This is a genomic window from Amycolatopsis sp. NPDC104587 (genome assembly GCF_055583645.1).
In genome coordinates, this window is the sequence record NZ_JBVJNO010000004.1 from 423,941 (window position 1) to 449,131 (window position 25,191).

Consider the following 25,191-nt stretch of genomic DNA (forward strand, 5'->3'; position numbering starts at 1 on the left):
CCGTGGCGTCGTTCGTGCCGGACGCGGCGAACCCGCCGTCGGCGACGGTGTTCACCAGCGGTGTCTCCGGACGCGAACGGCCTCGCGTTCGCGTTGTAGATCCCGGACGGCGGCACCGGGCAGGGCCGGGTGTGGCGGGCCGGCGCGGAGATGTTCCGCGTGCAGCCGATGGTCAGCGACGTCGTCGCCGGCGGGGTCGGCCGCGACGTGCGCGGCCTGCCGCCCGGCACGGTCACCATCACGCCGAGTGGCCGCACCGCGGCGGACACCGCGGGCTCGCAGCACATCGTCGCGAACAGTCTCGCGTTCACCGCGGACGGCACGTTGCTGGTCGCGGACACCGCGAGAGGCGCGCTCTGGCGCGTGCCGATGGACCGCGCGGGCCGGCCGCGCGCGGCCACCGGGTGCGACGTCGCCTTCCCGGCCGACACCCTGTGCCTGGACGACGTCGACGTCCAGCACCCGTACCTCGAAGGCGCCGACGGGATCGTCCTCGACCGCGCGGACAACGTCTGGACGGCGGCGAACGAGCGCAACGCGATCGTCCTGGCCCGGCGCGACGGCCGCGTGGTCGAGTACTTCCGCAACCCGGCCGACCCGGCGACGAAGCTGCGCAACGGCGGCCCGCTGGAGTTCCCGACCAGCCCCGTGCTGCTGCCGGACGGCCGCCTGTGTGTCACGCAGTCCGACGGCAGCCGCAGCGACAACGCGCCGAACACGGCGGGCGAAGCGAACCCGGCGGGGCCGGTGCGGGGAAGATCTCCTGCGTCAAGCCCTGATCGGGGGTAGACCGCACCCGTGCGGCTGTGCGCATGATGCAGGCATGCGCTCGAAGTTGCTGACCGCCGGGCTGGTCCTGGCGCTGACCGCCGCACTCGGGGGTGTGGCCGTGGCCGACGCGCGTCCTGGGGGACGACCGACGCTGACGGACCCGCATCCGTGCCCGGGCCAGCCGGGTTTCACCTGCTCGACGCTGACCGTGCCGCTCGACCATGCCGGCCGGGTGCCGGGCGCGCTCGCCCTGCCCGTGGCGACCGCCGACAACGTGACCGCGCCCAAGGGGGTGCTGCTGTTCCTGACCGGCGGCCCCGGCCAGGGCGGCGTCGGCACGATCACGCGGATCGCGACGCAGCGGCTGCCGGAGGTCGCGAAGGACTACCGGTTCGTCATGCTCGACCAGCGCGGCACCGGCGCCAACGCGCTGAACTGCCCGGGTCTGCAGGCGCAGATGGGCAGTTCGGACATCGCGACGCCCACGCGCGACGCGGTGACGGAATGCGCGCGGATCCTCGGTGCCACGGCGCCGTTGTACTCGACCGACCAGAGCGTCGCGGACTTCGACCAGCTCCGCCAAGCGCTGGGCGTGCCGAAGATGGTGGTCGACGGCGTCTCGTACGGCTCGTTCACGGCGGCGCGGTACGCGATCGCGCACCCGCGGAACGTCAGCAAGGTCGTCCTGGATTCGGTGCTGCCACACCATTCGACGGCGTCGGCCACGCTGTACTTGACGGGCTTGACGGCCGAAGCCCGCGTGCTGCGCGCGGCGTGCGCGGTGGCGCCGGCGTGCGGTTTCGACCCGGCCGAGGACCTGGCGTGGGTGGTCCGCCACCGAAGCACGGCGGACGGCGTGAAGATCTTCGACGCGGTCGTCGCGTACGAGTTCGCGGACCCGACGTACCGCAACCCGTCGTCCGGCGACATCATCGGCGCCCTGCACGCAACCCGCGGCGGCGCGCCGGAGTGGCTCGACCAGGTGGTCCAGGGCTACACGACGGAGGACGTCGCCCCGGCCGACTACAGCTCCGGCCTCCATTCGGCGACGCTCTGCGCGGACCAGCGGTACCCGTGGGGTTCGTCGGCAACGCCGGTGGCGCTGCGGCAGCCGCTGCTTTCCTTGGCAGCACGCACTTTGCCGCCCCAGGCGACGTGGCCGTACACCATGGCGGTGGCGACGCAGCAGGGTTTCATCCAGGGCTGCCTGCCGTGGCCGGCCGAGCGCGTCGGCTCGAACCCGGCTTCGCGGCTGCCGGACGTTCCGGTCCTGCTGCTCAACGGCGACCGCGACCTGTCGACGCCGCTGGAGTGGGCGAAGGAGGAGGCGCGTGGTGCGCCGCAAGGGAAGCTGGTGATCGTCCCGGGCGAGTCCCACTCGATCCAGAACCGCGAGCGCGGCCACGCGGGCCGGGACGCCCTGATCAGCTTCCTGCGCTGACAGTTGTGGAGCTGAGGGGAATCGAACCCCTGACCCCCGCCTTGCAAAGGCGGTGCTCTACCAATTGAGCTACAGCCCCGGGCGCGGGCGGCGGACCGCCCGCGGGAAGACTCAGTTGTGGGACGCGCCCGCCGGCTTGGCCGGGGTCGTGCCGTTGCTGGAGGGGACCGGCGCGGTCGCCTCGCGCCAGAGGTCGGCTTCGGCCTTGGCCGCCTTGTTGCGCTTCACGACGAACAGGACGCCGCCCGCGATGACCGCGAGTGCCAGCAGCTTCTTCACCGAAGCCCCCTTCTCAGCTTGCTTCCCTTACCCCGTGATGTTACCTGCACCGGCCCACGCCGGTGTCAGGGGCGGTGGTTCCACGTGGAACCACGATCTTGGTGGTAACGCACGTCACACGCGGTGGGAAATACCGGACCCGGTCGTCCTGTTGTACCCACTGGTCGGTGTGCCCATCGTGTCCCCCGGGCTCACTCATCGCCTTCGCGGAGTTCCGTCCGGCTGGAGCCGCGTCGCGCCCATCGCCGAGAGGCGACCGTGGTGCGCGCCGACTGTGACTGCTCAGCCCTGCCGGTCTTCTCTTCCCGGCAGGGCTGACCTGTATCCGGGACATCTCAGGGTCGGCCCCCGATGTTGCCGCCTTCCGTCGAAGACACCCTCGGACGGGTAAGTCGTCAACGGAAGGAGTTCCCCATGCGAGCCGCGCTGATCGCCGGTGCCGCCGCCCTGCTCGTCGCGACCGCCGCGTGCAGCTCGTCGACACCGCCGGCCGCCCCGGCGCCGCAGCCGCACGCCGTCGACCAGGCGGGCGCCGCCCGGATCGCCACTCAGAAGTACGGTGGCCGGTCGCTCGGCGTGGAGCAGGACACTGCGCGAGGCCAGGCCAGCTGGGAAGTCGAGCTCGTGGACAGCAACCAGGGCCGCATCGAGGTCGACGTCGCTCAGCAGACCGGCGCGATCCTGACCATGGAGCGCGACTGACCTCACGGGAGGTTCAGGTAACCGCCCTGGTCCCCGACCTGCGGGTTCGGGTTGACGTCGGTCCGGCGAGCGTCGCCGAGACCGCCGGCGATCCGCTTCCCGCCGCGGCCGCGGTCGCGCAGGTCGACCACCACCGCGATGCCCAGCAACGCCACGACCACGATCCCCAAGACGATCCAGCCCATGTCTGCCTCCTTCGTCTCCTTTCACGGTAAGCCCGGAACGGCGGTGGAGATCCCCGTCTTGATCGAGACTTAGGGACAAACGACAGGGGGCTTCAGGACGAGATCCGTCCTGAAGCCCCCTTTTCACGACCCGGCTACCTCATGGCGCCACGGGCGCGGGCCGGTTGTAGAGGTCGTTGCCCGCCCAGTCCACGATGTCGTTGACCGGGCGTGACGGCGGTGCCGCGACGAAGTTCGCAGCGTCGTCGATGCTGCCGCTCCCGTCGTACTTGGCCTGCACCGGGTACGGGAACACGGGCCGGGTGCGCGCCACGTTGCCGGCGGCGTCACGGCCGACGGCGATGGTGCGGGTGGGCGCGGTGCCGCGTTCGACCCAGCCGAAGAGGCCGGGCAGGGGGTTGTACTCGGTGAGCTTGTTGCCGTTGTTGCCGCAGTGGTAGAGGCCGGGGACCACGAACAGCCGGGCCCAGCTCTGCGTCGCGGCGACACCACCGGAGGCCTGGGTGAGCCGCTGGTAGTAGTCGAGCGTGCCGGCCGTCGGGATCGCCTGGTCCGCCCAGCCGTGCCAGAGGATCAGCTTCCCGCCGGCGCGACGGAACTCGCGCAGGTCGGTCGACATCGCGTTGGAACGGACGCCCTCCGCGGTGAGGCGGTTGAACTCACTGGAGGTGAAGGAGAACTGGTCGACCGACGAGGCCGGCGTCCCGATCGGATAGGCCATGTACTTCAGGTAGCTGTCGGCCAGCAGCCGCGCGAACGCGACACCGCCGGTGTCCGGCGACGGCAGGATCCAGTCGCCCCAGGCCCAGGCGAGCTCGGAGCCGACGGTCTGACCGCCGGGGTAGAGCTTGCGGCCGTTTTCGTCGGTCGGCGGCGAGTAGAGCTTCTTGGTCGCCGCGACCTGCGCCGGCGTGAGGCAGCCGACGTTGTCGGTGCCCGCCGGGCAGGTGAGCGTCGCGGGGTCGAAGGTGCAGACCCGCGGGTCGTCGATGGCGCCATCGACGAGCCCGTCGGCCCCGTCGCACGAGGCCACCGCGGCGGTGTGCAGCGCGGGGAGCTTGTCCCTGGTCAGGATGGGCTGGCCGTCGGCACCGGTGTTCGCCTTCGCCAGCCAAGTCTGGTAGACGCCGAAGAGCGGACCCCAGTAGCCGGCCTGCGCGCCGGTGACGATGCCGTCGAAGTCGTGCGGGTAGCGCTGCGCCAGCAAGAGCGCTTCGCGCCCGCAGCCGCTGAAGTAGGACTTCGTCGGCGGAGCGCCGTAGAAGGCGTTGATCAGGTGCTTCGAGGCACGGGACACGACGTGCGAGGCCCGGAACGCGAAGTCGTCACGGGCGGCCTGGTTGTTCTCGGCCCACTTGCCGTCGTCGAAGGCGAACGGCGTGGTGCCGATGTGGCCGCTGTCGGTGGCCGCGACCGCGACGTCGCCACCGTGCGGCAGGTCGCAGCCGGCGAACGCCGGGATGGCGATGTAACCGCAGAAGCCACCACAGCCGTACTGCAGGTAGCGGCCCACGTACGTCTTCGTCGGCAGCTTCAGCTCGAAGTGCACGGCCGGTTCGACGTACCCCTGGACGTCGCACATTTCGGATTCGGTCGCGGTCGCGGGCACCACGGTCGCCGAGGTGACGTGGGTGACCGCGTCCGCCAGCGGGTAGGTCCGCACGAGTTCGGCGCAGGTCCGCACCGGACGGATGGCCGTGCCCCCGGCGGAGGCCGCCGAGGGTACGAGTATCGGGACGGCTACTAAGAGTGCCGCCACGCCGAGCATGGACAGTCTTCGCATAGTTCTACCTCAGTTCCCAGTTCCCCCGATTGGGTCATTGCGATACACCCTTTCTCACGGTGCGTAGGCTGTCTTCCGCGATCGTGCTATTTACATGCAAAACGCAGAATTGTTGGAAAAATGGCGCGATCCACCGAATCCACTTAGGACCGAGTTGGAAATTTTCACTCGTGTCGACTGTGGACCACCGCAGGTCACAGGGGTTGGAAAATCCCAGGATGGCCGGAGCTGGTTCCTGACCGAGAATTCTTACAGTCAGAAATCGACCGGATTCGACCGGTAGTACTCGGGGTTGGAAATCGATTTTTACGCACTACTGGAAGCAGATCGACTACTGAAAGTGACGAGGCACCCGACGCAAGGACAAGGCCACCGCTCGGCGAAATGCGACTACTCAAGGTAACAACCGTTAGGCGACTGGTGGGCCGGACAGCAAAAAGCGGACTCGCCCCCGACCAATCGTTCATGAAGCCACGTGAGGAGGTCGTCGCTAAGCGAGCGACATCGCCCCGAGGTGACCTGAGCTAAGTCTCGGGACACTCAACTTTGTCATGCGTCAAGGAGTTGGCAGGATTTGATCTTGATAGAGCTGGGCTCAGCACACGTACGTTCAGGCTCGACGGCGACCTCGCGTGGCTGACCGTGCGGGAGGCGGCGACATTGCGCGATCTGGTGTTCGCCGGCGCGGCGCTGCACGACGCCGTCGAGCGGGCAGACACCGAGGTGGCGGGCGATACCGCGCGGCTCGCCGCACTGCTGCGCTGCTTTCCCGCAGCCGTGCGGTATCCGGCGCCACAGGACCCCGGGCCGCCGGATCCCGTGTCGCCGGGCCCCGTTTCACCTAGCCCCGGGTCACCGAACGCCGAACACCCGGATCCCGCCGTCAGCGCAGGAACTCGTCGGGGGTGAGCGGCAGTCCGCGGACCCGGACACCGGTGGCGAGGTTGCGCCGGCGACAGTTCAGACTCCGCGGGCTCGCGGAACTGATGAGGTACACCTGTCGCGGCGTCCGGTCGTTGAGGGCTTGGTGCGGTCGCAACGTGTTGCAGGTGTGGCGAAAGCAGTTGATCTCGACGGCCAACGCGTTGCCGTCTCGGATCACCGCCCGATACAGGTAGGTGCTTACCCGACCGCAGCGGCGGAGAGCTGAGGACGTGTCGCACAGGAGGCTGAGCCAGCCTCGCTCCCGCGCGAAGCCGGTAGCCAGGCAGGCAGCAAAAAGCCCGGCTCACCGAGAAGGTGAACCGGGCTTGTCTTGCGTGGGCCTACCAGGACTTGAACCTGGGACCTCTTCGTTATCAGGGCAGGTCAGGGCATCTGCGATCTTGAAGGCAGAGTCACTACCAACGGAGTCCTCGTCCGGCGGCGTCCGCCAACGTCCGCTCCGTATCTCCTCGGTTGTCACTCACTTTGTCACTCGCTCTGGCCTGACGGCGAGAGACTGAGCACGGACTCTTTGTGTCCGGCGACAGTTGAGAACCGCCGCTCGTCAGATGGCTACGACTTGCCAGGCGCTCGCGATGACGAGTGCGTGGTGCGCAGAGTTACCGTCACTGTCCGTCTACGTAACCGCATACAGTGAGTACGACAAGGTGGGTGTCACCACCGGCTTTGTCGGACCCAAGGCGTAGCGTTCCTGCAACGCGGTTCGAGTGTAAGGAGCCAGGCATGGGCGGGAGCGGGATCAACAAGCGCGGTATCGCGAAGTTCACGAAGGACCTACAGCGCGAGTTCGACAGGCAGGGGCCGATCCGGATTCCAGTGGAGGTCGAGACGCCAGCGCTCCCGTCCCTGAGGGCGGGCTCGACCGTGAACAACTACCACGGGCCCGTGTTCAACGGCGACGCCAACGGCGCACAGATCGCCTGGAACAACGACACAGTCACGCAGAATCAACAGAATGTTGCAGCCAGCGACGTCGCACCGGGTTTCGAAGAGCTGGCCAAGTTGGTCACTGAGCTACTCCAGCAGCTGCCGCAGGTCGGTCTCGCCGAGCAGGAGCGCCATGATGCCGAAGAGGCAGCTAATGAGGTGCTCAAGGAAATCACCGGCACAGCCGCGCCTGAGCCAGGCAGGCTTCGTCGTGCGATCAACCTCCTGCGCGGAGTGTTGTCCCCGATCGGCGGCGGGCTGATCAGCGGTCTGGCCGACGGCGCCCAAGAGTGGGCGAAGGCGGCGATCGCCGCACTCACCACCCTTTTCTGACCCCATACGAGCGGAGACCCCGGGGGCGACCTCCTTCGACGATCACTGCGACGCCCTGCTCCTGCACCTTCACGAGACCGGAAGCCGTGAAGCGGACGACTTCCTCGCTCTCCGCGGGTTCGAATACGAAGAGACCTTGAACCTGGTGCGAGATTTAGAACACCGCGGTCTGGTGAAGCCGATTTATTTTCTCGCCGCGACGCACTGCAGCCTCACAGGCAATGGCATTCGCCGAGCGGAACAGCTGTTTAAGGAGCGGCCTCGGCGTCGCGCGAAAACGCTGCGCTATCGCATGCTCGGTTGGCTTGAGGAAAATCCTGGCGGGAACTGGGACGACTTCCTGACTGGCGACCAAGCCAGCTACGACGGAACGACCTTCACCGAAGCCGAGCTCGCTCGTGCCGCTGGATATCTTTACGACCGCGGCTATATCGACGCACAGACGATCGAAGAAGCTGTCGACGGCTTGGTGTGCCCTCGTCTTACTGCTGCCGGCCAGGACCTCCTCGACCAGGGAGACAAGCCCCAGGACAGCGTGAGTGCGGTGAACAACTTTTTCGGACCGGTGTTCACCGACCCTGTCACCAGCTCCCAGTTCGCCTGGCACAACACCACCGCCCAACAGGACCAGCACAACACGAGCACCGAACCCGATCATAGGCACGACCACTGAGGTAGTAATGTCGGCCTTGGCTGTGAGGCGCGCAAAAAGAGAGCAGCAGGATGAGTGAATCCGGAGATCCGCGTGGAGATGACGAAATAGTTCGGCCGCGCGGCCCGGGCAGACAGGCTGAGATTCCAGACACGCGGCAACCGGAGCGGGCTTGGTTGTCCCGCAACGCTGCCACCGTCCTGATCCCCGTTATCACCGCAGTGTTTGCCGGTTTCGCCACGTACCTCGGTGCCAAGACTGCGAACGATGGCGCCGCCGCGAACCAGGAGCGTGCGATCACCGAAGAACGGGCCAAGGCCAGTCGCGACCGCCGCGCGACGATCTATCTGGACTTTCTTGACAAAGCTAACGCCTTCGCCTACGCCGTGGATGCAGCCGCTACCTGCACCAAGAGGGAGACCCAGGAACAAGTGAAGCCCGGCGCGCCGCCTGTGACCGTGACCTTCAGCGACACCTGCCTCGCCGCTCTGACAGCAATCACGAACAAGAAGTACGAGTTCCAAGGCGCCCGCAACGAGGTCTACGTCTTCGGCAGCGACAAGGCGGAGGCGAAAGCGAAGTACCTGGCACAAACCTTGCCGGCTGCGGTCGGTAAAGCCGAGAAGCTCGACCTCTCCGTCAACCTCGTCGAGTTCGGGCGAAGGTACTCCGAGTTTCTACAGATCGTCTGCGGCGACCTGAACACTGACTCCAGCTGCGGGTAACGGCTACTACGACAGCAGCCTGGATATTTGGCACACGATCACCACCGGCAAGTCGGCTTAAAGCGCACGTCAGGATGCCTTGATCAAACCCATTCGATCGGCCATGCCGCGAACCTCACGGGCCACCCCTTCGCGCCGAGCCCGCGCGAGCATCGTAGAGATGATCTCCCGGACGAACGGGTTCGTCCGGGTGCGGATGTGCCCCAGCTTCTCGGCCTGGACCAGGAGCGCCAGCACCTCTTCGTCCGGCCGGCGGACGCCGTAGAGCGCGCGGGCGTGCTCGATCAGGAACGTCGTGCGGCGCGAGTCGATCGTCAATTCGGCCGGATCGACGGTCGCCGCAAGCTGCGCCGCCTCGGCGTGGTCGCCTCGTTCGAGCGCGGAGGAGATGCGCCACAGGACGACGTTGACCGGGCTGAACAGCAGGAAGTTGCGGTTCCCGTACTCGACGTGTTCAGCCAGGCCGGCGGCTTCGTCGAGCGCGGCGGCCGCATCTCCGCCCAGCACGGACTCCGTGTACCCCGTGGTGAGCGTCAGCGCGCCACGCACGTCGTAGGCGTCGGCCGGTACGAGGTCCAGAGCACGTTCGGCGAGCTTGCCGGCTCGCCGATGCGCGCCGAGCCCGGACAGGGCCTGCGTGCGCGCGAACTCGGCGAGCGCAATCCAGCCGGGCTCGCCGAGCCGCAACGCGGCCTCGTGGCCGCGGTCCGCGGCGATCCAAGCTAGCTCGAAAGCGCCAAGTCCCTTGGTCAGCAGCGCAGTGGTGTGCGTCGCGGTGACGAGCGACCGGAGCGCTTCCGGCTTGCTCACGTGAGTGTGCAACGCCAGCAGCAGGTCAGGAAGCCGGGCACCGACTTCAGCGTCTTGGTTCGCCTGACGCAGCGCCGCGAGCAGCTGCGTCTCGGACAGCAGCTGACCGAGGTCGCCGGTCGGTGGTTCGGTGCCGTCGAGGTCCGTGCTGAGCAGGGCGTCACGAATTGCCGGGATGGCGGTACCCGCTTGCGGGTCGCGGATCTCCAGACCGTCACCGGTGATGTCGAACAGACTGACGCGCAGGGCGCCGGCGATCGCGACGAGCGTCGAGCGCTTGTCGATCGCGGTGCGCTCGTTCTCGATCTTGGACAGGTACCCCTTTGACAGGCCGGACAGGCCGGCGAGCTGATCCAGGGACATACCGCGCCAACGGCGAAGGCGGCGGATCGTCGTGCCGATCGGGTCCATGGGTCCAGCGTACCTACCTGGGTTTCCCAGGAGGAAACCTTTGTGACCTGCATCTTTGTACGGTCACTCACCATGCGTGACCCACTACGTACCCGCAGAGCGACAGAAGGAGTCGACCTTCGAGACGCCAGGGCCATCGTCGAAGTCGAAGTTCGAGAGGACGGCCGGATCAGGCTGACGAGCTCGACCCAGCCAGGCGAGCCGATCTTCCTCACCGCCGAGCAAGTCGCCCAGCTGCGGAATCAGCTTGCCGAAGTGTTGACGATCTCGCTGCGGGACGCGCGGACTGCGCGCCCGAGGCCGACCTCATGACCAGCGGTTCCGGCCATGATCGGCCGACGTTCTGGTGCGGCGGCTCGCTGTTCAACACCGGCGGCCAGCGGCTCAACGAGATCGACTTCGAGTCTCGCCAGCACCCGAAGAAACTCGCCGACATGACCGATGACGACTGGGCGCAGGCCGCCGCAGCGCTTCGGAAGTTCGAAGTCGAGCGAGGAATCCGATGACGGCACTCGACGACCGGCCACTGAGAAGCGTCACCGGACTTCGGGGTGACTTCTGGGAGTGGCACGAGTTCACCGGCGGCGACGGCTGGGCCCACCTGTACCTGCACTCGGAGATGTCCGACTTCCGGATCGTCATGCTGCTGCCCTGGTGCCTGGTCAACGACCGGTTCCCGCTCGAACACGACCGGCCCAGCGTCGGCCGCCGCCGGGTCATCCCGAAGCCAGGACGCATGTGTCCGGTCTGCGGAAGCCAGAACGAGCACCGGCGAATCGAGGTGCCGCATGCTCGCCCGTGACCGCGCACTGCTCCTCGGCCTGTCGAAGGTCAGCTCCAAGATCGGGAGCGTGACGGTCGAGCTGCTGACCTTGCAGCCGGACGACGCCGACTACGCGGCCGGCTTGCGCACGCTCGCGCGCCAACTCGTGCAGATCGGCGCAGCGCTCGCCCAGCGCGCCGGCGAACTGGACGGGACAACCCTTGACCCCGCGGCGCTGTTCAACGATCCAGACGAAGAGAACCAAGACCGAACGGAGCACCGTCAGCTGTGACCGATGCAGTACTCCGACCAGCTCTCATCGTCCTGTCGAACGAGCTCCGCGCGGCCCGCACCCAACGCGGCATCGGCCTTCGTCGGCTCGCCGGCATGGCCGACCTTCATCCGTCCCTGCTGTCGGCCTTCGAACTCGGCAAACGCATACCGGAGGACACGACCGTGGCGCACCTCCTCGGGGTCCTCCGGTCGCCGAGCCTCGTGCGAAATCAGCTGGTCGACCTGGCCCGCCGCGCTCGCGAATGCGACTTCATGGACCACACCGGACGCGCCGTAGACCTCCTGCGCGCAGCGTACGAACAGCAGTCCAAGCACGTGTTCGAGTGGTCGCCGTGGCTGATTCCGGACGCGCTGCAGACCACCGAGTACGCGCGTGCGCTCCGGAAGGGTGGCCTGTTCGAGGTCGAGGACGTCAAGGTGCGCCCGCTCGCCCGAACGGTGCAGCAGCTCGCTTCGCCCGGCACGCCGGGGTTGCGGTACACCTTCTTGATCGGCGAAGCCGCGACACGTTCTGGCGTGTGCTCGTCGGACGAGCTCCGTGACCAGGTGGACGCCGTGGCCGCCGTGACACGGCATCCGCGCATCTCCGTGCGCCTTGTCCCGGCTGCCGGCTACGCCCCCGGCCTGCTCGAACCGTTCACGTTGTACGAGAGCAGCGCCGGTGCCGTTGCGGTCGCGGTACGGCATCACCTCGGTGCGATGTTCCTGACCGGCGACGCAGCCTTGGAGACCTACCCGAAGATCGCCCGGTCGTTGAAAGGCCGCGCCGCGGACACGTGGCCGTGACAAGCCTCCGGCCGGCGCGTCCTGTCCTCCCTCCAGGCGGCGCGTCGGCCGGACCCCACATCGCTGTTCGCCAAGCACACGTTCCCGCCGAAGCTCTAGCCTGGCTGAGGCGTCCCGATAGAGGAGTCTGATGACCACGACGAAGGCCTTCACGTCCGAGCGGACACAAGCCGTCTTCGAGGCTGCGTGCGCCTTCGCCGGTCTCGACTCGGCCGGCGCGAAGCGGGTCCGGTTTGGGGAGAACGCCATTTTCCGCCTGGCCGATGCCTCTGCTGTCGTCCGCGTCGGTCGGTCGATCCCGGCGGCGACCAAGGAAGTGCTCGTCGCCGGCTGGCTGGCGGAGAACGCGTTCCCTGCCGCCACGTCGTTGCGCGGCGCCGAACAGCCGTTCATCGAAGACGGGCTACCCGTCACGTTCTGGAACTGCCTCGAAGAGGACGACACTCCCATCACGCCGGCGGAGTTCGGGAAGCTGCTCCACGACCTGCACGCACTCCCCCACCCGACGGACTTCCGTCTGCCGGCGTTCTCCCCGATGCCGAAGGTCGAACCACGCCTCCAGGCCTTGAAGGGCAAGCTGCCTGAGGCCGACCTCGACTTCCTGCGCGAGCGGTACGAGGAACTGTCGGAGAAGTTCCAAGGCCTTGAGTTCCCGCTGCCTGCCGGTCCCGTGCACGGCGACGCGCATCCCGGGAACGTCATGCGCGCCCCGGACGGGACGCTGAACCTGATCGACTTCGAGGACTTCGCCTTCGGGCCGCGCGAGTGGGACGCGGCCGTGCTTTCGGTCCGTCACCAGGCGTTCGGATGGGCCTCCGAAGCCGAGTACGACTCCTACACCGAGGCATACGGGTTCGACCCGATCAGCTGGGACGGATTCCCCGTGGTCAGGGCTACCCGCGAGCTGAACATGACCATGTGGCTCTCGCAGACCGTCGACGAGTCCGCCGAGGTCAAAGCCGAAGTACAGAAGCGGATCGCCGACCTACGCGACGACCAGGCGCCCCGCCACTGGAAGGTGTTCTGACGGCAGGTGGATGCTGGCGAAGTCGAGGAACTCCTTCACCAGCGGGTCGCCGGCGTGCCCGCCCAGCCGCCCGCGGAAGTCGTCGAGGTACGACAGAACGCGGAAGGACTTCAGCTTGGCCGCCGTCTCGACAACGGACCTGGCCACGTCCAACGCCTCTTCGAGGTTTCCACCCTGGAGGTGCGCCGTGGCCAGCACGGTCCGGCAGAACGAGAGACTCCTGACGTAGGTGGACGCCGAGACCGCGATGGACGCGGCGGCGTGGTGGTTCGCCAGCTCGGCGTTCCCGATGTCGCGGAAGCAGTGCGCGAACTCCGCGTGCAGCTCGGCTTCGTCGAAGTAGTGAATCCACTCGGGGTCGTTACCCCGGTTGCCTTGACCGTGCCAACGCTCGGCCGTGAGCAGCGCGGCAGTGACGTCCTCCTGCCGGCCGAGCGACGCGAGAGCCCTTGCTTCCATCGCGTGGAAGAGCGCCATCGTCGTCGGAGTGGCGTAGCCGTTGGCGCCCTTGTACGCGGCTCGCGCCAGGTCGACGGCGCGTTGGAAGTGCCCGAGGAAGTTCGCCTGGTGTGACATGCCCGCGAGGATTCGGCCGCAGAGCGGCTTGTCACCAGCAGCCTTCGCCAGGCGGAATGCCTGGGTCAGGTATCGCTGCGCGAGTCCGTGCGCGCCCGTGTCGTACGCAGTCCAGCCGGCGAGCCGTGTGAGGGCCGCGACCTCCCGAAAGTACTCCCGGCCGACCGGGTCGTGCGGCGACACGTGGCCGATGTTCGGCAAGATCTCCTGGTCGAGGAACGACGCGACGAGCGACTTCGGCCGGCCGCCGCCGTACTTGTAGTCGAAGCTGCTGAACATCGCGGTTGCCTCGCGAACCGCCTCGACGTCCACGACGGTGATCGAGCGCGGCTCGGCCGGCGGCCGCGATCCTTCGTTGTCGGAGTCGGTCAGCCAGCGGATGACCAGGCCGCTCCATGCCTCCGGCACGACGGCCAGTGGGCCGCCCCGCTTCGGCGTCCGCAACTCGAGTTCGGTGATGGCGCCCAGCGCGACCAGGCTGTGGGCGATCTCTTCGGGGTACTCCAGGCCGAGGTCATCCGACGCGATCTCAGCGCCGCCGAAGCCGAGCTCCTCCAGGCTGACGGGCCGGCCGAGCAGCTCGCCGAGGACGCCAGCGATCAGCTGGCAGGTGCGCGGGTGCGGCTTCGTGCCGTCGAGCCAGCGTTTGACCGACACGTGGTCGGCGCTGACCAGCTCGCCGCCGTCCTTCTGGCTGCGTTCGCGGACACGGCGGGCGAAGCCCTTGTTCGTCGCCCCCGCCTGTCGCATAACCGCAGCTAGAAGTGCGTTCGGCTGCTTCCCCTTGTCGACCACCGGTACCTCCGAAGGTCATTAAAGCACCCCCCGTGCACCCCCCACGTGCAAAAACGCACCCCCGCGTGCACACTGCTGCACCCCCGCCCCTGCGCGGTTTCCTGAGTTCATCAGCGACAAAGCCGGATCGAAACCCCGAGCCGGACCGGCCTCCCGGGCCAGTCGCAGACGAAAGGAGACCGTTGTGGCGAAGAGCAACTTCCCGGTCATGAAGAGCGGCGGCGGCATGCTGTGGAAGGTGGTCGGCCTGCTTCTGGGGCTCGCCGCCATCGTGCTGGTCGTCAAGCATCCGGCCGACTCGGCTCGGTGGGTCAGCGGCCTTTTCGGCGGCGGAGTCGACGTCGTCGACAGCGTGGCGACGTTCCTGAGCAACCTGTTCGGCTAGCCGGCATCCAGCTTCCGCTCGATCTCGCCGAGACGCTTCCTGATCTCGGCAATGGCCTGCCAGACCCGCTCATCCCCCGAGGCCTCGGGGCGAGCCGCGGAGTCACCTTCGACCGGCTGGGTGCGCACAAACGAGCCCTTGCCGTGCCGGATCACCACCAGGCCTTCTTCCCTGAGGTGGGCAACGGCGCTCTTGGCCGTATTCACCGCGACCGCCCAGGTATCGGCCAGTTCCTGGTAGGTCGGCAATTGGGCTCCCGGGGCGTACTCCCCCGACAGGATGGCGGCTCGCAGACCGCCGGCCACTTGCAAGAACGGCGCACGCGGGTCGTCCGGGTTCAGGGATGCCATGCCAACAGGGTAGGCCAAGTCAGTTGGCTAAGTCAGTTCTCCCAAGTCAGTTGACAGAGTTAATAGACAGGACTTACGTTGGGTTCCGGCCGACACCGGCCGCTCCCGAGCGGGAGACCTACAAGTCGTTGGAGTTCACACCAATGGATGACCTCATCCCTTTGCCCAGCTACGCCCCGGACGGACTGACCGAGCCGGACATCGACGCGATGATCGCCGAGTACTTCGTGACGGCGCTTGACCAGGAACCGGCGAACACCGGCTCGGCGCCGATCGCGGATCGCGCCGCCACGCATCGACACGTCCGGCGCATCAGCCGCCAGAACATCAGCTCGACCCTCCGAGGTCGGCCGGACTGCCCCGGCGCGGCTGCTTGAAGTCGCCCCGGCCCGGCGCACGGAACCGCCAAGAACCACCCGCCGGACCGGGCTTCTCCCAACCACTTCGAACCCAGTCAGGAGAACACCCATGGTAGGGCTCGACACGCCCACGAACACCCGAAGCGCGTACCCCGCTTCGGTCGCCGACCTCTTGCCTCGCGTCCGCAAGCTCGCCGCGGACCTGGGTGAGCTGCCCTCGCGGAACCGGATCAAGGCCGAGTTCAAGGTGGGTGCACCGAAGGCGCGCGCCATCCTCGCGGCGCTGACCGAGGACGCCGATACGAAACCCGTGCGAAAGCTGCGTGCGGTGACCGAACCCGCCGAGGTCGAGGAACCGGCTCCGGCGTTCGAGACTCCCGAGGGACCGACCGCGGACGACGAAGAGCCGCAGGTCAGGGCCACCGCGGACCCGGGTGCAGAACTGGGGAAGGCGCAGCGAATCAAGCTGTGGCCGGTGCTCCTCCTGGCCCTGCCGGCGTTCGTCGCCGTCTGGAGCGGCTGGGTCGGTCTCGGCAGGCTGACCGGGTTCGGCCCGATCCAGCTCCTGCCGGGGATCTGGGATCACCTGACGATCAACTCGGCGATCACGCTTCCGATCGGGGTCGAGACCTACGCGGCGTTCGCCCTGCGGGTCTGGTTGTCCCCGGCGACCCGGACCCACCGGGTTCGCAGCTTCGCGAAGTGGTCAGCCCTGGGCTCGCTCGTCCTCGGAATGCTCGGCCAGGTCGCCTACCACCTGATGTCCGCCGCGGACGTCGAACGCGCCCCTTGGCCGGTGACCACGCTCGTCTCCTGCCTGCCGGTGGTCGTCCTCGGCTGCGGCGCCGCCCTTGCACACCTCGTACGCGACACCACCGACCAGGAGGTGAACGACTGATGAGCACCACCAACGAACCCCACGGCGGGCGCGTGATCGCGTTCCCCAGCACGACCTCCGTCGAGGCCGACCCGTTCGTCATCGACGCCGAGCCCGGCGACGAGACCCCGGAGCAGTCGCCGACGGTCTCGGTGGACCGCCCGATCACGGATGGCTCGTCGTGGCTGGACCGCCTCCGCTCGCAGAACCGCCAGGCGATCATCCCCAGCTACCTCAAGTCCAAGGCGGACGCGAAGGACGCCGCGAAGTGGGTGGGGAAGCATTACGCGCACAAGGTCGGGTACCACGCAACCCGGTCGCCGCTCTACGCGCTTCGACTCGCGGTCCGCTCGCCGCGCGGCCTTCTCCTCCTGCTGGCAGCAGCCGGGCGGTACGTGACCGACGCCGAGGGGCGCCCGGCCCGCTCGGAGACAGCAACGGCCGACAAGGCCGATCTGTACCTGAAGCTGTCGCAGCAGCGTGACCGGCGAGTCGTGCTCCGGCTGATTCAGCTCGGTCTCGTGTCGACGGTCGGCCTGGTCCTGGTGTTCACATTGCCGAACGTCCTGCCGGAGTGGGTGATCTGGGCTTGCGGCGCTGTCGCGTTGGCCCTACTGGGGAAGCTCGGGTCCACACGGGACAACCCGGTGATCTCCTCGCGAGCCGTTCTGTCCACGCAGGTGCAGAAGCTGACGAGCGACAACGTCGTTCAAGCTCTGTCGGTACTTGGTGTCGCTCGCATCAACCAGGCGCTCGCCAAGGACCCGAACGCGATCGGCTTCACGGCGCCGATCACGCGCGACGGGCCAGGCTGGCGCGCGGACGTCGACCTGCCTCCGGGCGTGACGGTCGCCGAGGTGGTCGAGCGCCGCGCCAATCTCGCGTCAGGCCTCGGCCGGCCGCTGGGGTGCGTCTGGCCGGAGGGCAACGCCGAGGTGCACCCGGGACGCATGGTGCTGTGGGTCGGCGACCAGGACATGTCCAAGTCGCGTCAGCCCGCTTGGCCGCTGCGGAAGGTCGGCACCGTCGACCTGTTCAAGCCCCAGCCGTTCGGCACCGACCAGCGCGGCCGGTGGGTGGACGTCACCCTGATGTTCATCTCCATGGTCATCGGCGCAATTCCGCGGATGGGCAAGACGTTCACTCTGCGGGAGCTGCTGTTGATCGCCGCGCTGGACCCGAGGGCCGAGCTGCACTCGTTCGACCTCAAGGGGACCGGTGACCTCTCGCCGCTGGCGCCGGTCTCCCACCGGTACCGCGCTGGCGACGAGCCGGACGACATCGCCTACGCCGTCGCCGACCTGCGGGCACTCGCCGACGAGCTGCGGCGGCGCGCGAAGGTGATCCGCGAGCTGCCGAAGGACCTGTGCCCGGAGAACAAGGTCACGCCGGAGCTGGCCGGCAAGAAGTCCCTCGGTCTGCACCCGATCGTGATCGGCGTCGACGAGTGCCAGAAGTGGTTCGAGCACCCCGACCACGGCGCGGAGATCGAGGAGGTCTGCACCGACCTCGTGAAGCGCGGTCCGGCTTTGGGGATCGTCATCCTGCTGGCCACCCAGCGGCCGGATGCGAAGAGCATCCCGACGGCGATCAGTGACAACGCCGTGTTGCGGTTCTGCCTCAAGGTCACCGGTCAGCAGGCCAACGACATGGTTCTCGGGACGTCGTCGTACCGGAACGGCATCCGGGCCACCACTCTGTCCTTTCGGGACAAGGGCATCGGGTACCTGGCCGGCGAAGGCGACGAGCCGCGCATCACCCGCGGCGTCTACATCGACGGCCCGGACGCCGAGAAGATCGCCGCTCGCGCTCGAACGGCACGGCTCGCGGCCGGACGACTGACCGGCTACGCCGCCGGCCTCGACCTCACGCCGGAAGAGGACGAGAACACAAGCACGTTGCTCGCCGACGTGCTGACCGCGATCGGCGACGCCGAGAAGGCGTGGTCGGAACGCATCGTCGATCGGCTTGCCGAGCTGCGCCCGGCGGTCTACGGCCCGTGGGCCGAACTGCCGACCGGAGCGGCGAAGGCAACCCAGCTCTCCACCGCGCTGAAGCCGCTGGGGATCACCACCAAGCAGGTCTGGGGCAACGACGTCGACACCGGCAAGGGCGCCAACCGGATGGGCGTCAAGCGCGAGTGGATCGCCGAAGCACTGACCGAGCGTGATCGGAACCCCAAGAGCGGCTAGCTCTCGCAGGGCTCTAGGTCTAGAGCCTGTTCCCTCTAGACCTAGAGCCCTCCCTAGACCATCACAACACCGCTGATCAGCGCCCTAGCGCCTAGAGGCGCGGGCCGAGTGCGGCCGAAAACAGCCCCGGAGGCTCCGTTGAACCCCCTCAGCAGCCCAACCGCCGTAATCCTGCTCCTGCTCACCTTTGTAACTCTTGGTTACTCCTGGTCGTGCGCGGTCTACCCGTACAAGCCGTGCCGCTCCTGCCGAGGCTATGGCTCCTTCCGCTCGCCGTTGCTCCGCGCGATCCGGCTGTGCCGTCGCTGCAACGGGACCGGCCGCACGCTCCGCGCCGGCCGCCGCGCCTACAACGCCTGCCACCGCACCCGCCGGTCGTACCGCGATCTCCGCGACCGCGACCGCCGCGACGACAACCGCTGACTTGCAGCTCGACCGAAAGGCCACACCCATGAAGACCACGTTGCTCGACCCCGAGCGTCAGTTCCTCGGCTGCGTCATGCAGGTTCGTATCGCGGCCGCGCGGCGGCTGCTCGCCGGGATGCGCGCCGACGACTTCGGCTCACCAGTGGCCGCGTACGTGCTCCAACTCGTCATCGAACTGGTCGCCGCGGACCAGTCGCCGACGCCGATGGCCGTGCTCGACCACGCCCGGGAGAAGACCCCGGCGGAGCTGCGTTCCGGCCGGGCGAACCGCCTGCACCACGTCGGTCTCTGGATCCTCGAGACCTATTCGGACGGTCCCGTCCTGCCGCCGTCGTACTACGGCACGTGGCTCAAAGCGCTTGTCCTGAAGGACGCCTACCGCCGCGCCGTTCGTGAGCACGCCGTGCGCCTGGTCCAGGCCGTCGACAGCGACTCGGCGACGGACGTTCTCCGTCGCCGTCTCGACGACACCGAACAGCTCGACGATCTCTGGAGGCGCTACTGCGAGGCCGGAGGCGACGACGAACCGACCACGCGCCTGGAGGTGGCTGCCTGATGTCCGAACTCGACGACACCCTGTCCGTGATCGACTTCGTGATCTCCGACGAGCCAGCGCCCCACTGCCAGCAGTGCGGCCGACCGCGCGGCGACTCGCCGTCCGGCGACTTCTGCTCGGAGAGCTGCCAGCGCGTCTGGCGCGGCCGCCGTACCGCGACCAAGCCAGCAGAGGACGGCGGCGCCCAACCGAGCCGGACGCTTCCGGAGACCGCGCCGGTCAACCCGCTCACCTGGCTCGGACCGGTGCCGGCCGGGGCCTTCGCGAAGCCGGGTCACGAAGTCCTCGACGCGGTCGTGACGTTCGTGTCGCGCTTCTCGGCCTTCGCCAACGAGCACGCCGCGCCGACGCTGGCGCTTTGGTACGCCCACACCCACGTCGCCGAACGGCTCTACGTCACGCCGAGGCTGATCCTCGACTCGGCGGAGCCGGGTAGCGGCAAGACGCGGGTACTGGAGGTCGCGCAGTACCTCGTCGCCAAGCCGGAGATGACGATCAGCATCACGCCGGCCGCGATCTTCCGCATGCTCGCCGACGGGCCGATGACGCTGCTGTTCGACGAGATCGACGCGGTGTTCAACCCGAAGACGGGCGGAAACAACGAGGACCTCCGTGCCCTGCTGAACGCGGGCTACAAGCGGTCGGCGACCGTGACGCGGTGCGTCGGTGACGCCAAGAGCATGAACGTCACGCGCTTCCCGGTCTACGCGCCGGTCGCGCTCGCCGGGATCGCCGGTGGCATGCCGGACACGATCACCACCCGGGCGATCACCGTGCACATGCGCAAGCGCCGCTTTGACGAGGTCGTCGAGGAGTTCATCGAGGAGGACGTCGAGCGGGAGTCGGCGCCGGTGCGCGCCGAGCTGGCCGGGTGGGTCGGTCGGGTCGGTGACGAGGTGAGCCGCGCACGACCGGAACGCCCGGACGGCGTGCGGGACCGTGCCGCGGAGATCTGGCGGCCGCTGCTCGCAATCGCCGATGCGGCCGGCGGGCACTGGCCGGAGACCGCCCGGCGGGCCTGCCGTCACTTCGTGCTCGAAGCGACCGCGCAACCGGCCTCGATCGGCGTGCGGCTGCTGGCGGACGTCCGGCAGATCTTCGCCGCGGAGAACACCGACCGCATGGTGACGGCCGAGCTGATCCGCGAGCTGCACGCCATCGAAGACGGCCCGTGGACCGACGTCCAGGGCAAACCGCTCGACAGTCGCCGCCTGGCGAAGGAGCTGGACCGGTACCTGGTCCGGCCGAAGGACCTCAAGGTCAGCGGCAAGACGCTCAAGGGTTACCGCATCGACGGCGACGGCGGACTCGCCGACGCCTGGAGCCGCTACCTCCCACCGCTCGAATCGCCCGCGACCTCCGCAACCAGCGCAACCCCGCAGGTCGGAGCCCGATCGGGCGCCGCGGAATCGTCGGCCGCTGCCGCGACCTCCGCAACCCGGGTCGCGGACGGTCGCGGCACCCAAGAGCCACTCGCACCCGTTCTGACCAGCTCGGTCGCGGAAGTCGCGGACGTCGCGCCAGCCAAGCCCGACCACGACACCGAGGGGGATCGATGAACGCAGTACCCATGCCGGTCGCCGTACCCGAACGGCACCTCTACCGGATCACCGAAGCCATGCGCCTGCTGTCGATGAGCCGCTCGGTCATCTACGAACAGCTCCGCTCCGGGCGCCTGCAGTCGGTCAAGCAGGGGCGCGCCCGGCTCGTGCCGGCCGTCGCCATTCAGCAGTACGTCGAATTGCTCATGCAGGAAGCGGAGGTCAGCTATGTCGAGTCGGCGTAGCCGCGGAGACGGTGGCCTGTACTGGTCCGAGGACCGACAGCGCTGGATCGCAGAACTGACGATCGGTTACCGGCCGAACGGGAAGCGCATCACGCGCAAGGCCAGCGGTAAGACGAAGACGGAGGCGAAGGCTGCCCTCGACCAACTCGTCGAGCGCAAGAAGGAGGGCACCGCCACTGCGGCCCGCGGGCTCACGGTCGAGAAGGCAGTTCGAGACTGGCTGCGTCACGGCCTCAACGGTCGAACTGCGGCGACCGTCGAGAAGCTGACCATCCTGTCCGAGACGCACATCGTCCCCTCGCTCGGCGCGCGTTTGCTACTGGACCCGAAGCAGTCGAAGGAACTGACCGCTGATGATGTTGACGCCTGGCTGGAGGAGAAGGCAGAGGTTCTCGCCACGCGCACGCTTCAGGACCTCCGTTCGATTCTCCGGCGCGCGATCAACCGAGCGGCGAAGCGGACCAAGGGCATCCGGAACGTGGTGCTGTTGTGTGACGAGCTGCCGGTTGGCCGCGACGGACGGCCGTCGAAGTCGCTGACTTTCGCCCAGGCGGTAGCGGTGCTCGCCGCCGCGGAGGCGGAGGACTCCACGTACGGCGACTACACGGTGGTCTCGCTGCTGACCGGCGCGCGGACCGAGGAGGCGCGCCCGCTGGCATGGCCGGAGGTCGACGTAATCGGGAAGCTAGAGGCGGAGCCGCCGATTCCTCCACACGTCAACGTGTGGCGGTCGGTACGGACGGGAGGGGACACGAAGACCAAGAAGTCACGGCGTTCGCTCGCGCTTCCCGGTCGGGCGGTCGACGCGCTCGAACGCCAGAAGCTCCGCCAGAGGCGTCAGCGCGAATCGGCCGGCGACCGGTGGCAAGAACTCGGGATCGTGTTCGCGTCGGACGTCGGGACACAGCTCGACGCGGCCAACGTCCGGCGCGGCTTCCGGCGCATCCTGAAGCTTGCGGGCCTCGAACCGAAGGACTGGACGCCGCGCGAGCTGCGCCACAGCTTCGTGTCGCTGCTCTCCGACAGCGGTCTCACCATCGAGGAGATTTCGCGGCTCGTGGGGCACTCGGACACGAAGGTGACCGAGCTGGTCTACCGACACCAGCTGCGGCCGGTGATCCAAGACGGAGCGAAGGCGATGGACGCGATCTTCCCTGGATGCAGCGGCGTAGCTGTCTAAGTCAGGGCAAAGTGCAGTTGCACCGTGCGGACCGCCGCGTAGTCGCATGCTGCAACCTCATCGGCAGACGGCCTCGGGGCGAAGATGCCTGTCAACCTCACGCCTCGAACAGCCAGAGTGAACGGCTGCGTACGTTGCGGCACGCACTAGCTGTCCGCGCCGTCACTATTTTCTAGGTTTCGGCGTACGTAATCGAGGTTGTTGCGGGTGGCCAGGGTGTCGGGGTGATCGGCGCCGAGAATTCGCTGGCGGTCGCTGAGCAGGTGCTCGAACTCGACCACCGCACCCGCGACATCCCCACCCTCCGCCCGCCAGTAGGCGAGATTGCTGCGCGCGAGCAGGGTGCTGGGGTGGTCGGCGCCCAGGACTCGGGTTTGTTCGTTGAGCAGGTGCTCGAACTCGACCACCGCACCCGCGACATCCCCGGCCCTTGCCCGGCAGGAGGCGAGGTTGTTGCGGGTGGTCAGGGTGTTGGGGTGGTCGGCGCCCAGGACTCGGGTTTGTTCGTTGAGCAGGTGCTCGAACTCGACCACCGCACCCGCGACATCCCCAGCCTCCGCCCGCCAGGAGGCCAGGTTGTTGCGGGTGGCCAGGGTTTTGGGGTGGTCGGCGCCGAGGATGCGCTGGCGGTCGCTGAGCAGGTGCTCGAACTCGACCACCGCACCCGCGACATCCCCAGCCTCGCCCCGCCAGGAGGCCAGGTTGTTGCGGGTGGTCAGGGTGTCGGGGTGATCGGCGCCCAGGACTCGGGTTTGTTCGTTGAGCAGGTGCTCGAACTCGACCACCGCACCCGCGACATCCCCACCCTCGCCCCTCCGGGAGGCGAGATTGCTGCGCGCGAGCAGGGTGTCGGGGTGATCGGCGCCGAGGATGCGCTGGCGGTCGCTGAGCAGGTGCTCGAACTCGACCACCGCACCCGCGACATCCCCACCCTCCGCCCGCCAGTAGGCGAGATTGCTGCGCGCGAGCAGGGTGCTGGGGTGATCGGCGCCCAGGACTCGGGTTTGTTCGTTGAGCAGGTGCTCGAACTCGACCACCGCACCCGCGACATCCCCAGCCTCCGCCCGGCAGGAGGCGAGGTTGTTGCGGGTGAGCAGGGTGTCGGGGTGATCGGCGCCGAGAATTCGCTGGCGGTCGCTGAGCAGGTGCTCGAACTCGACCACCGCACCCGCGACATCCCCAGCCCCTGCACGCCAGGAGGCGAGGTTGTTGCGGGTGAGCAGGGTGTTGGGGTGATCGGCGCCGAAGATGCGCTGGCGGTCGCTGAGCAGGTGCTCGAACTCGACCACCGCACCCGCGACATCCCCAGCCTCCGCCCGACAGGTGGCGAGGTTGTTGCGGATATGCAGGGTGTCGGGGTGGTCGACGCTGAGAAGGCCGTCAGCCTTGCACCGCAGGTCGTGGAAGTAGTTCGTTGCCGCCGATACGAGTCCTGCGTCGCGCAACGACCGGCCTGTCTGGAACAGCACCGGATGCCCACCGGGCATCCACAGCGCCGGGAACGTGGTGGTGTGCAGGGTGGTCGCCGTTGAGCGCAGTGCCAGTGTCAGTTCCGGATCGCTGCCGATGCCGGGCCAGATGGCCATGAGTGCGTCTGCGGCGGTGCGGGCGATATCGGCGAGATGTTCAGGCGGGACGGTGTCGCGGACGGCGCGTTGAACCAGGGCATGCGCCTGGACGGCACGTTCGGGCTGGTTGCGGTCCAGCGTGATCAGGCTGAAGCGGTTCAGGCATCCCAAGGCATCTTGGATGATTTCGGGATCTGCTTCGGTCGACGTGGCACCAGTCAGGAGGCTGAGGACGGCGTCGCTGGTGAATACCGCGGCGGGGACGCCCGCGGGGTCGAGCACGCTGATTAGTTCCAACAGCGGCTGTGCGAAGCCCTGCGGTGTCAGTGCGTTGGCACGTTCGATCGACAGCGACCAGGTCGCCGCGACGGTGGCTTGATGCTCGTCCGGAAGGCTGCCATCATCCGGCATCGCCTGAGCGAGTCTCTTGCGGTTAGCCAGCCGCTTACGGTAGTCGGGGACCGACAGCAGAGGATTATCGGCGATAAATGCTGCAGCTTGGGCCAATGCCAGGGGGAGATGCCCGAGGTCGACGGCCAGCGCCTTCAGTTGCTCTCGGTCGGACCCAGTCGCCGCATGACCTGGCAATTTCGCGATCAAATACGCCAGTGACACCTGTTCGGTGAACACGTCGACCTCTATGATGCGCCGATCCTCGCGTCCCAGCGCTGCGTCGCGGCGCCGGGTCGTCACCACGATATGTCCTGCAGAGCTGGCAGGCGGCCAAAGACCGCGCAGGTCCGCAGGATCTTGGAGATCGTCGAGCACGATTAGCCACCGTCGTTCGGTGGAGGCCAGCCAGGTCAAGAACGCTCGGGCAACGTCCTCCGGCGGCCGCTGCCCTAGCGAGGGGTCGACGTCTCGCAGCACCTGACCTGCGGTGTCTGCGTAACCGGTGAGGATCCCGTCACGCGACGCAGCATTGATCCACACCACCAGATCCACCGACGTGTCCGGCCACGCCTGCCACGCGTGGTTCGCAGCCAGTTGCGACTTGCCGACCCCACCCAAGCCCGAAAGCACGACGCCGCTGACCTGCGCGGCGCCCACCAGCACCGCTGTGTCTCCTGACGCCAACACCCTGGACAGTTCCTGCTCAGCGTCACGGTGCTGGTAGCGGTCGGCCTGCCGCGGCGGGACTCCAACACGCACCGGCCACTCGACCGACGGCAGCGGCGGCTGGACGATGTTCACGGTATTGCCGTCACCTACCTGCGCTGCGATGTTGCCGCGCACATCGCGGGTGGCGTGAGATGGCTGAGGAGTTCGTTCGGTGTCGGGTTCGCGGTCTTTCCGCTGACGCATGA

At 67.9% G+C, this 25,191-nt stretch carries 27 protein-coding genes and 1 tRNA gene; 20 read left to right on the forward strand and 8 right to left on the reverse strand.

Going from position 1 to position 25,191, the window contains the following annotated elements:
* Nucleotides 1–129 precede the first annotated feature (129 nt).
* Both ACZ61C_RS13920 and ACZ61C_RS13925 read left to right on the forward strand, forming a co-directional pair.
* The gene (locus ACZ61C_RS13920; RefSeq protein ID WP_465306440.1) at nucleotides 130–789 is read left to right on the forward strand and encodes an SMP-30/gluconolactonase/LRE family protein; all 660 of its coding nucleotides are present in this window, start codon (nucleotides 130–132) and stop codon (nucleotides 787–789) included.
* A 34-nt stretch (nucleotides 790–823) separates the two neighbouring features.
* Nucleotides 824–2,212 (forward strand): alpha/beta fold hydrolase, encoded by a 1,389-nt coding sequence (locus tag ACZ61C_RS13925; protein WP_465306442.1) that lies wholly within the window; start codon nucleotides 824–826, stop codon nucleotides 2,210–2,212.
* Between the two features lie 6 nt (nucleotides 2,213–2,218).
* Here the strand turns inward: ACZ61C_RS13925 and ACZ61C_RS13930 are convergent.
* Both ACZ61C_RS13930 and ACZ61C_RS13935 read right to left on the reverse strand, forming a co-directional pair.
* A tRNA-Ala gene (locus ACZ61C_RS13930) sits at nucleotides 2,219–2,291 on the reverse strand.
* A 32-nt stretch (nucleotides 2,292–2,323) separates the two neighbouring features.
* Complete coding sequence (locus ACZ61C_RS13935; RefSeq protein ID WP_020642567.1) at nucleotides 2,324–2,491, reverse strand: DLW-39 family protein; 168 nt, start codon at nucleotides 2,489–2,491, stop codon at nucleotides 2,324–2,326.
* Nucleotides 2,492–2,905: 414 nt separating this feature from the next.
* Between ACZ61C_RS13935 and ACZ61C_RS13940 the strand changes: the two genes are divergently transcribed.
* Nucleotides 2,906–3,193, forward strand: coding sequence for a PepSY domain-containing protein (locus ACZ61C_RS13940; RefSeq protein ID WP_465306444.1), 288 nt, complete (start codon nucleotides 2,906–2,908; stop codon nucleotides 3,191–3,193).
* Nucleotides 3,194–3,195: 2 nt separating this feature from the next.
* Here the strand turns inward: ACZ61C_RS13940 and ACZ61C_RS13945 are convergent, their stop codons facing one another.
* Both ACZ61C_RS13945 and ACZ61C_RS13950 read right to left on the reverse strand, forming a co-directional pair.
* Nucleotides 3,196–3,378 (reverse strand): hypothetical protein, encoded by a 183-nt coding sequence (locus ACZ61C_RS13945; protein WP_465306446.1) that lies wholly within the window; start codon nucleotides 3,376–3,378, stop codon nucleotides 3,196–3,198.
* A gap of 139 nt (nucleotides 3,379–3,517) precedes the next feature.
* The gene (locus ACZ61C_RS13950; RefSeq protein WP_465306448.1) at nucleotides 3,518–5,146 is read right to left on the reverse strand and encodes a tannase/feruloyl esterase family alpha/beta hydrolase; all 1,629 of its coding nucleotides are present in this window, start codon (nucleotides 5,144–5,146) and stop codon (nucleotides 3,518–3,520) included.
* A 1,683-nt stretch (nucleotides 5,147–6,829) separates the two neighbouring features.
* Between ACZ61C_RS13950 and ACZ61C_RS13955 the strand changes: the two genes are divergently transcribed.
* The 3 genes from ACZ61C_RS13955 (at nucleotide 6,830) to ACZ61C_RS13965 (ending at nucleotide 8,743) form a co-directional block, all read left to right on the forward strand.
* Nucleotides 6,830–7,366, forward strand: a complete 537-nt coding sequence (locus ACZ61C_RS13955; RefSeq protein ID WP_465306450.1) for a hypothetical protein — start codon at nucleotides 6,830–6,832, stop codon at nucleotides 7,364–7,366.
* A gap of 136 nt (nucleotides 7,367–7,502) precedes the next feature.
* On the forward strand, nucleotides 7,503–8,039 hold the full coding sequence (locus tag ACZ61C_RS13960; RefSeq protein WP_465306452.1) for a hypothetical protein: 537 nt from the start codon (nucleotides 7,503–7,505) through the stop codon (nucleotides 8,037–8,039).
* Between the two features lie 155 nt (nucleotides 8,040–8,194).
* Nucleotides 8,195–8,743 carry a hypothetical protein gene (locus tag ACZ61C_RS13965; RefSeq protein WP_465306454.1) on the forward strand — a complete coding sequence of 183 codons (549 nt, stop codon included), beginning with the start codon at nucleotides 8,195–8,197 and terminating at the stop codon, nucleotides 8,741–8,743.
* Nucleotides 8,744–8,812: 69 nt separating this feature from the next.
* Here the strand turns inward: ACZ61C_RS13965 and ACZ61C_RS13970 are convergent, their stop codons facing one another.
* Nucleotides 8,813–9,964 carry a helix-turn-helix domain-containing protein gene (locus ACZ61C_RS13970; protein WP_465306456.1) on the reverse strand — a complete coding sequence of 384 codons (1,152 nt, stop codon included), beginning with the start codon at nucleotides 9,962–9,964 and terminating at the stop codon, nucleotides 8,813–8,815.
* Nucleotides 9,965–10,272: 308 nt separating this feature from the next.
* Here ACZ61C_RS13970 and ACZ61C_RS13975 point away from each other — a divergent pair, with 308 nt between their 5' ends.
* From ACZ61C_RS13975 to ACZ61C_RS13995, 5 genes are all read left to right on the forward strand, one after another.
* Nucleotides 10,273–10,470 carry a hypothetical protein gene (locus ACZ61C_RS13975; protein WP_465306458.1) on the forward strand — a complete coding sequence of 66 codons (198 nt, stop codon included), beginning with the start codon at nucleotides 10,273–10,275 and terminating at the stop codon, nucleotides 10,468–10,470.
* Entirely contained in the window at nucleotides 10,467–10,766 is a 300-nt protein-coding gene (locus ACZ61C_RS13980; RefSeq protein WP_465306460.1) for a hypothetical protein, read from the forward strand. The genes ACZ61C_RS13975 and ACZ61C_RS13980 overlap by 4 nt, the downstream gene beginning before the upstream one ends.
* Nucleotides 10,753–11,019 carry a hypothetical protein gene (locus ACZ61C_RS13985; protein WP_465306462.1) on the forward strand — a complete coding sequence of 89 codons (267 nt, stop codon included), beginning with the start codon at nucleotides 10,753–10,755 and terminating at the stop codon, nucleotides 11,017–11,019. The genes ACZ61C_RS13980 and ACZ61C_RS13985 overlap by 14 nt, the downstream gene beginning before the upstream one ends.
* Complete coding sequence (locus ACZ61C_RS13990; RefSeq protein WP_465306464.1) at nucleotides 11,016–11,807, forward strand: Scr1 family TA system antitoxin-like transcriptional regulator; 792 nt, start codon at nucleotides 11,016–11,018, stop codon at nucleotides 11,805–11,807. The genes ACZ61C_RS13985 and ACZ61C_RS13990 overlap by 4 nt, the downstream gene beginning before the upstream one ends.
* 130 nt (nucleotides 11,808–11,937) lie before the next feature.
* Nucleotides 11,938–12,834 (forward strand): phosphotransferase family protein, encoded by an 897-nt coding sequence (locus ACZ61C_RS13995; protein ID WP_465306466.1) that lies wholly within the window; start codon nucleotides 11,938–11,940, stop codon nucleotides 12,832–12,834.
* Here the strand turns inward: ACZ61C_RS13995 and ACZ61C_RS14000 are convergent.
* Nucleotides 12,793–14,160, reverse strand: coding sequence for a hypothetical protein (locus tag ACZ61C_RS14000; RefSeq protein WP_465306468.1), 1,368 nt, complete (start codon nucleotides 14,158–14,160; stop codon nucleotides 12,793–12,795). The two genes, ACZ61C_RS13995 and ACZ61C_RS14000, sit on opposite strands and share 42 nt — an antisense overlap.
* A gap of 229 nt (nucleotides 14,161–14,389) precedes the next feature.
* On the opposite strand from ACZ61C_RS14000, the gene ACZ61C_RS14005 reads away from it, so the two are divergent.
* Complete coding sequence (locus ACZ61C_RS14005; protein WP_465306470.1) at nucleotides 14,390–14,590, forward strand: hypothetical protein; 201 nt, start codon at nucleotides 14,390–14,392, stop codon at nucleotides 14,588–14,590.
* Here the strand turns inward: ACZ61C_RS14005 and ACZ61C_RS14010 are convergent.
* Nucleotides 14,587–14,940: a GntR family transcriptional regulator gene (locus tag ACZ61C_RS14010; protein ID WP_465306472.1), complete on the reverse strand. Its 354-nt coding sequence runs from the start codon at nucleotides 14,938–14,940 to the stop codon at nucleotides 14,587–14,589. The genes ACZ61C_RS14005 and ACZ61C_RS14010 overlap by 4 nt on opposite strands.
* A 143-nt stretch (nucleotides 14,941–15,083) precedes the next feature.
* Between ACZ61C_RS14010 and ACZ61C_RS14015 the strand changes: the two genes are divergently transcribed.
* The 8 genes from ACZ61C_RS14015 to ACZ61C_RS14050 all read left to right on the forward strand — a co-directional run bounded on the left by ACZ61C_RS14015 (nucleotide 15,084) and on the right by ACZ61C_RS14050 (nucleotide 22,316).
* On the forward strand, nucleotides 15,084–15,317 hold the full coding sequence (locus ACZ61C_RS14015; protein WP_465306474.1) for a hypothetical protein: 234 nt from the start codon (nucleotides 15,084–15,086) through the stop codon (nucleotides 15,315–15,317).
* Nucleotides 15,318–15,408: 91 nt separating this feature from the next.
* Entirely contained in the window at nucleotides 15,409–16,197 is a 789-nt protein-coding gene (locus tag ACZ61C_RS14020) for an ABC transporter permease (protein WP_465306476.1), read from the forward strand.
* A complete protein-coding gene (locus ACZ61C_RS14025) occupies nucleotides 16,197–18,368 on the forward strand; it encodes a P-loop NTPase family protein (protein ID WP_465306478.1) in 2,172 nt (723 codons plus the stop codon). Before ACZ61C_RS14020 ends, ACZ61C_RS14025 begins: the two co-directional genes overlap by 1 nt.
* Before the next feature lie 276 nt (nucleotides 18,369–18,644).
* A complete protein-coding gene (locus tag ACZ61C_RS14030; protein WP_465306480.1) occupies nucleotides 18,645–18,791 on the forward strand; it encodes a hypothetical protein in 147 nt (48 codons plus the stop codon).
* Nucleotides 18,792–18,819: 28 nt separating this feature from the next.
* Entirely contained in the window at nucleotides 18,820–19,350 is a 531-nt protein-coding gene (locus ACZ61C_RS14035) for a hypothetical protein (protein ID WP_465306482.1), read from the forward strand.
* A complete protein-coding gene (locus ACZ61C_RS14040; RefSeq protein ID WP_465306484.1) occupies nucleotides 19,350–20,909 on the forward strand; it encodes a DUF3631 domain-containing protein in 1,560 nt (519 codons plus the stop codon). Before ACZ61C_RS14035 ends, ACZ61C_RS14040 begins: the two co-directional genes overlap by 1 nt.
* Nucleotides 20,906–21,136: a helix-turn-helix domain-containing protein gene (locus ACZ61C_RS14045; RefSeq protein WP_465306486.1), complete on the forward strand. Its 231-nt coding sequence runs from the start codon at nucleotides 20,906–20,908 to the stop codon at nucleotides 21,134–21,136. The genes ACZ61C_RS14040 and ACZ61C_RS14045 overlap by 4 nt, the downstream gene beginning before the upstream one ends.
* Complete coding sequence (locus ACZ61C_RS14050) at nucleotides 21,120–22,316, forward strand: tyrosine-type recombinase/integrase (RefSeq protein WP_465306488.1); 1,197 nt, start codon at nucleotides 21,120–21,122, stop codon at nucleotides 22,314–22,316. The genes ACZ61C_RS14045 and ACZ61C_RS14050 overlap by 17 nt, the downstream gene beginning before the upstream one ends.
* 146 nt (nucleotides 22,317–22,462) lie before the next feature.
* On the opposite strand, the gene ACZ61C_RS14055 is transcribed toward ACZ61C_RS14050, so the two are convergent.
* Nucleotides 22,463–25,189: a tetratricopeptide repeat protein gene (locus ACZ61C_RS14055; protein WP_465306490.1), complete on the reverse strand. Its 2,727-nt coding sequence runs from the start codon at nucleotides 25,187–25,189 to the stop codon at nucleotides 22,463–22,465.
* Nucleotides 25,190–25,191: the final 2 nt, after the last annotated feature.

Excerpts from the sequence above, each read along its gene's own strand:
- ACZ61C_RS13925 (WP_465306442.1), top strand. The coding sequence starts at position 824 with ATGCGCTCGAAGTTGCTGACCGCCGGGCTGGTCCTGGCGCTGACCGCC.
- ACZ61C_RS13940 (WP_465306444.1), top strand. The coding sequence starts at position 2,906 with ATGCGAGCCGCGCTGATCGCCGGTGCCGCCGCCCTGCTCGTCGCGACC.
- ACZ61C_RS13945 (WP_465306446.1), bottom strand. The coding sequence starts at position 3,378 with ATGGGCTGGATCGTCTTGGGGATCGTGGTCGTGGCGTTGCTGGGCATC.
- ACZ61C_RS13950 (WP_465306448.1), bottom strand. The coding sequence starts at position 5,146 with ATGCTCGGCGTGGCGGCACTCTTAGTAGCCGTCCCGATACTCGTACCC.
- ACZ61C_RS13955 (WP_465306450.1), top strand. The coding sequence starts at position 6,830 with ATGGGCGGGAGCGGGATCAACAAGCGCGGTATCGCGAAGTTCACGAAG.
- ACZ61C_RS13970 (WP_465306456.1), bottom strand. The coding sequence starts at position 9,964 with ATGGACCCGATCGGCACGACGATCCGCCGCCTTCGCCGTTGGCGCGGT.
- ACZ61C_RS13975 (WP_465306458.1), top strand. The coding sequence starts at position 10,273 with ATGACCAGCGGTTCCGGCCATGATCGGCCGACGTTCTGGTGCGGCGGC.
- ACZ61C_RS13980 (WP_465306460.1), top strand. The coding sequence starts at position 10,467 with ATGACGGCACTCGACGACCGGCCACTGAGAAGCGTCACCGGACTTCGG.
- ACZ61C_RS13985 (WP_465306462.1), top strand. The coding sequence starts at position 10,753 with ATGCTCGCCCGTGACCGCGCACTGCTCCTCGGCCTGTCGAAGGTCAGC.
- ACZ61C_RS13995 (WP_465306466.1), top strand. The coding sequence starts at position 11,938 with ATGACCACGACGAAGGCCTTCACGTCCGAGCGGACACAAGCCGTCTTC.
- ACZ61C_RS14000 (WP_465306468.1), bottom strand. The coding sequence starts at position 14,160 with ATGCGACAGGCGGGGGCGACGAACAAGGGCTTCGCCCGCCGTGTCCGC.
- ACZ61C_RS14010 (WP_465306472.1), bottom strand. The coding sequence starts at position 14,940 with ATGGCATCCCTGAACCCGGACGACCCGCGTGCGCCGTTCTTGCAAGTG.
- ACZ61C_RS14015 (WP_465306474.1), top strand. The coding sequence starts at position 15,084 with ATGGATGACCTCATCCCTTTGCCCAGCTACGCCCCGGACGGACTGACC.
- ACZ61C_RS14020 (WP_465306476.1), top strand. The coding sequence starts at position 15,409 with ATGGTAGGGCTCGACACGCCCACGAACACCCGAAGCGCGTACCCCGCT.
- ACZ61C_RS14025 (WP_465306478.1), top strand. The coding sequence starts at position 16,197 with ATGAGCACCACCAACGAACCCCACGGCGGGCGCGTGATCGCGTTCCCC.
- ACZ61C_RS14035 (WP_465306482.1), top strand. The coding sequence starts at position 18,820 with ATGAAGACCACGTTGCTCGACCCCGAGCGTCAGTTCCTCGGCTGCGTC.
- ACZ61C_RS14040 (WP_465306484.1), top strand. The coding sequence starts at position 19,350 with ATGTCCGAACTCGACGACACCCTGTCCGTGATCGACTTCGTGATCTCC.
- ACZ61C_RS14045 (WP_465306486.1), top strand. The coding sequence starts at position 20,906 with ATGAACGCAGTACCCATGCCGGTCGCCGTACCCGAACGGCACCTCTAC.
- ACZ61C_RS14050 (WP_465306488.1), top strand. The coding sequence starts at position 21,120 with ATGTCGAGTCGGCGTAGCCGCGGAGACGGTGGCCTGTACTGGTCCGAG.
- ACZ61C_RS14055 (WP_465306490.1), bottom strand. The coding sequence starts at position 25,189 with ATGCGTCAGCGGAAAGACCGCGAACCCGACACCGAACGAACTCCTCAG.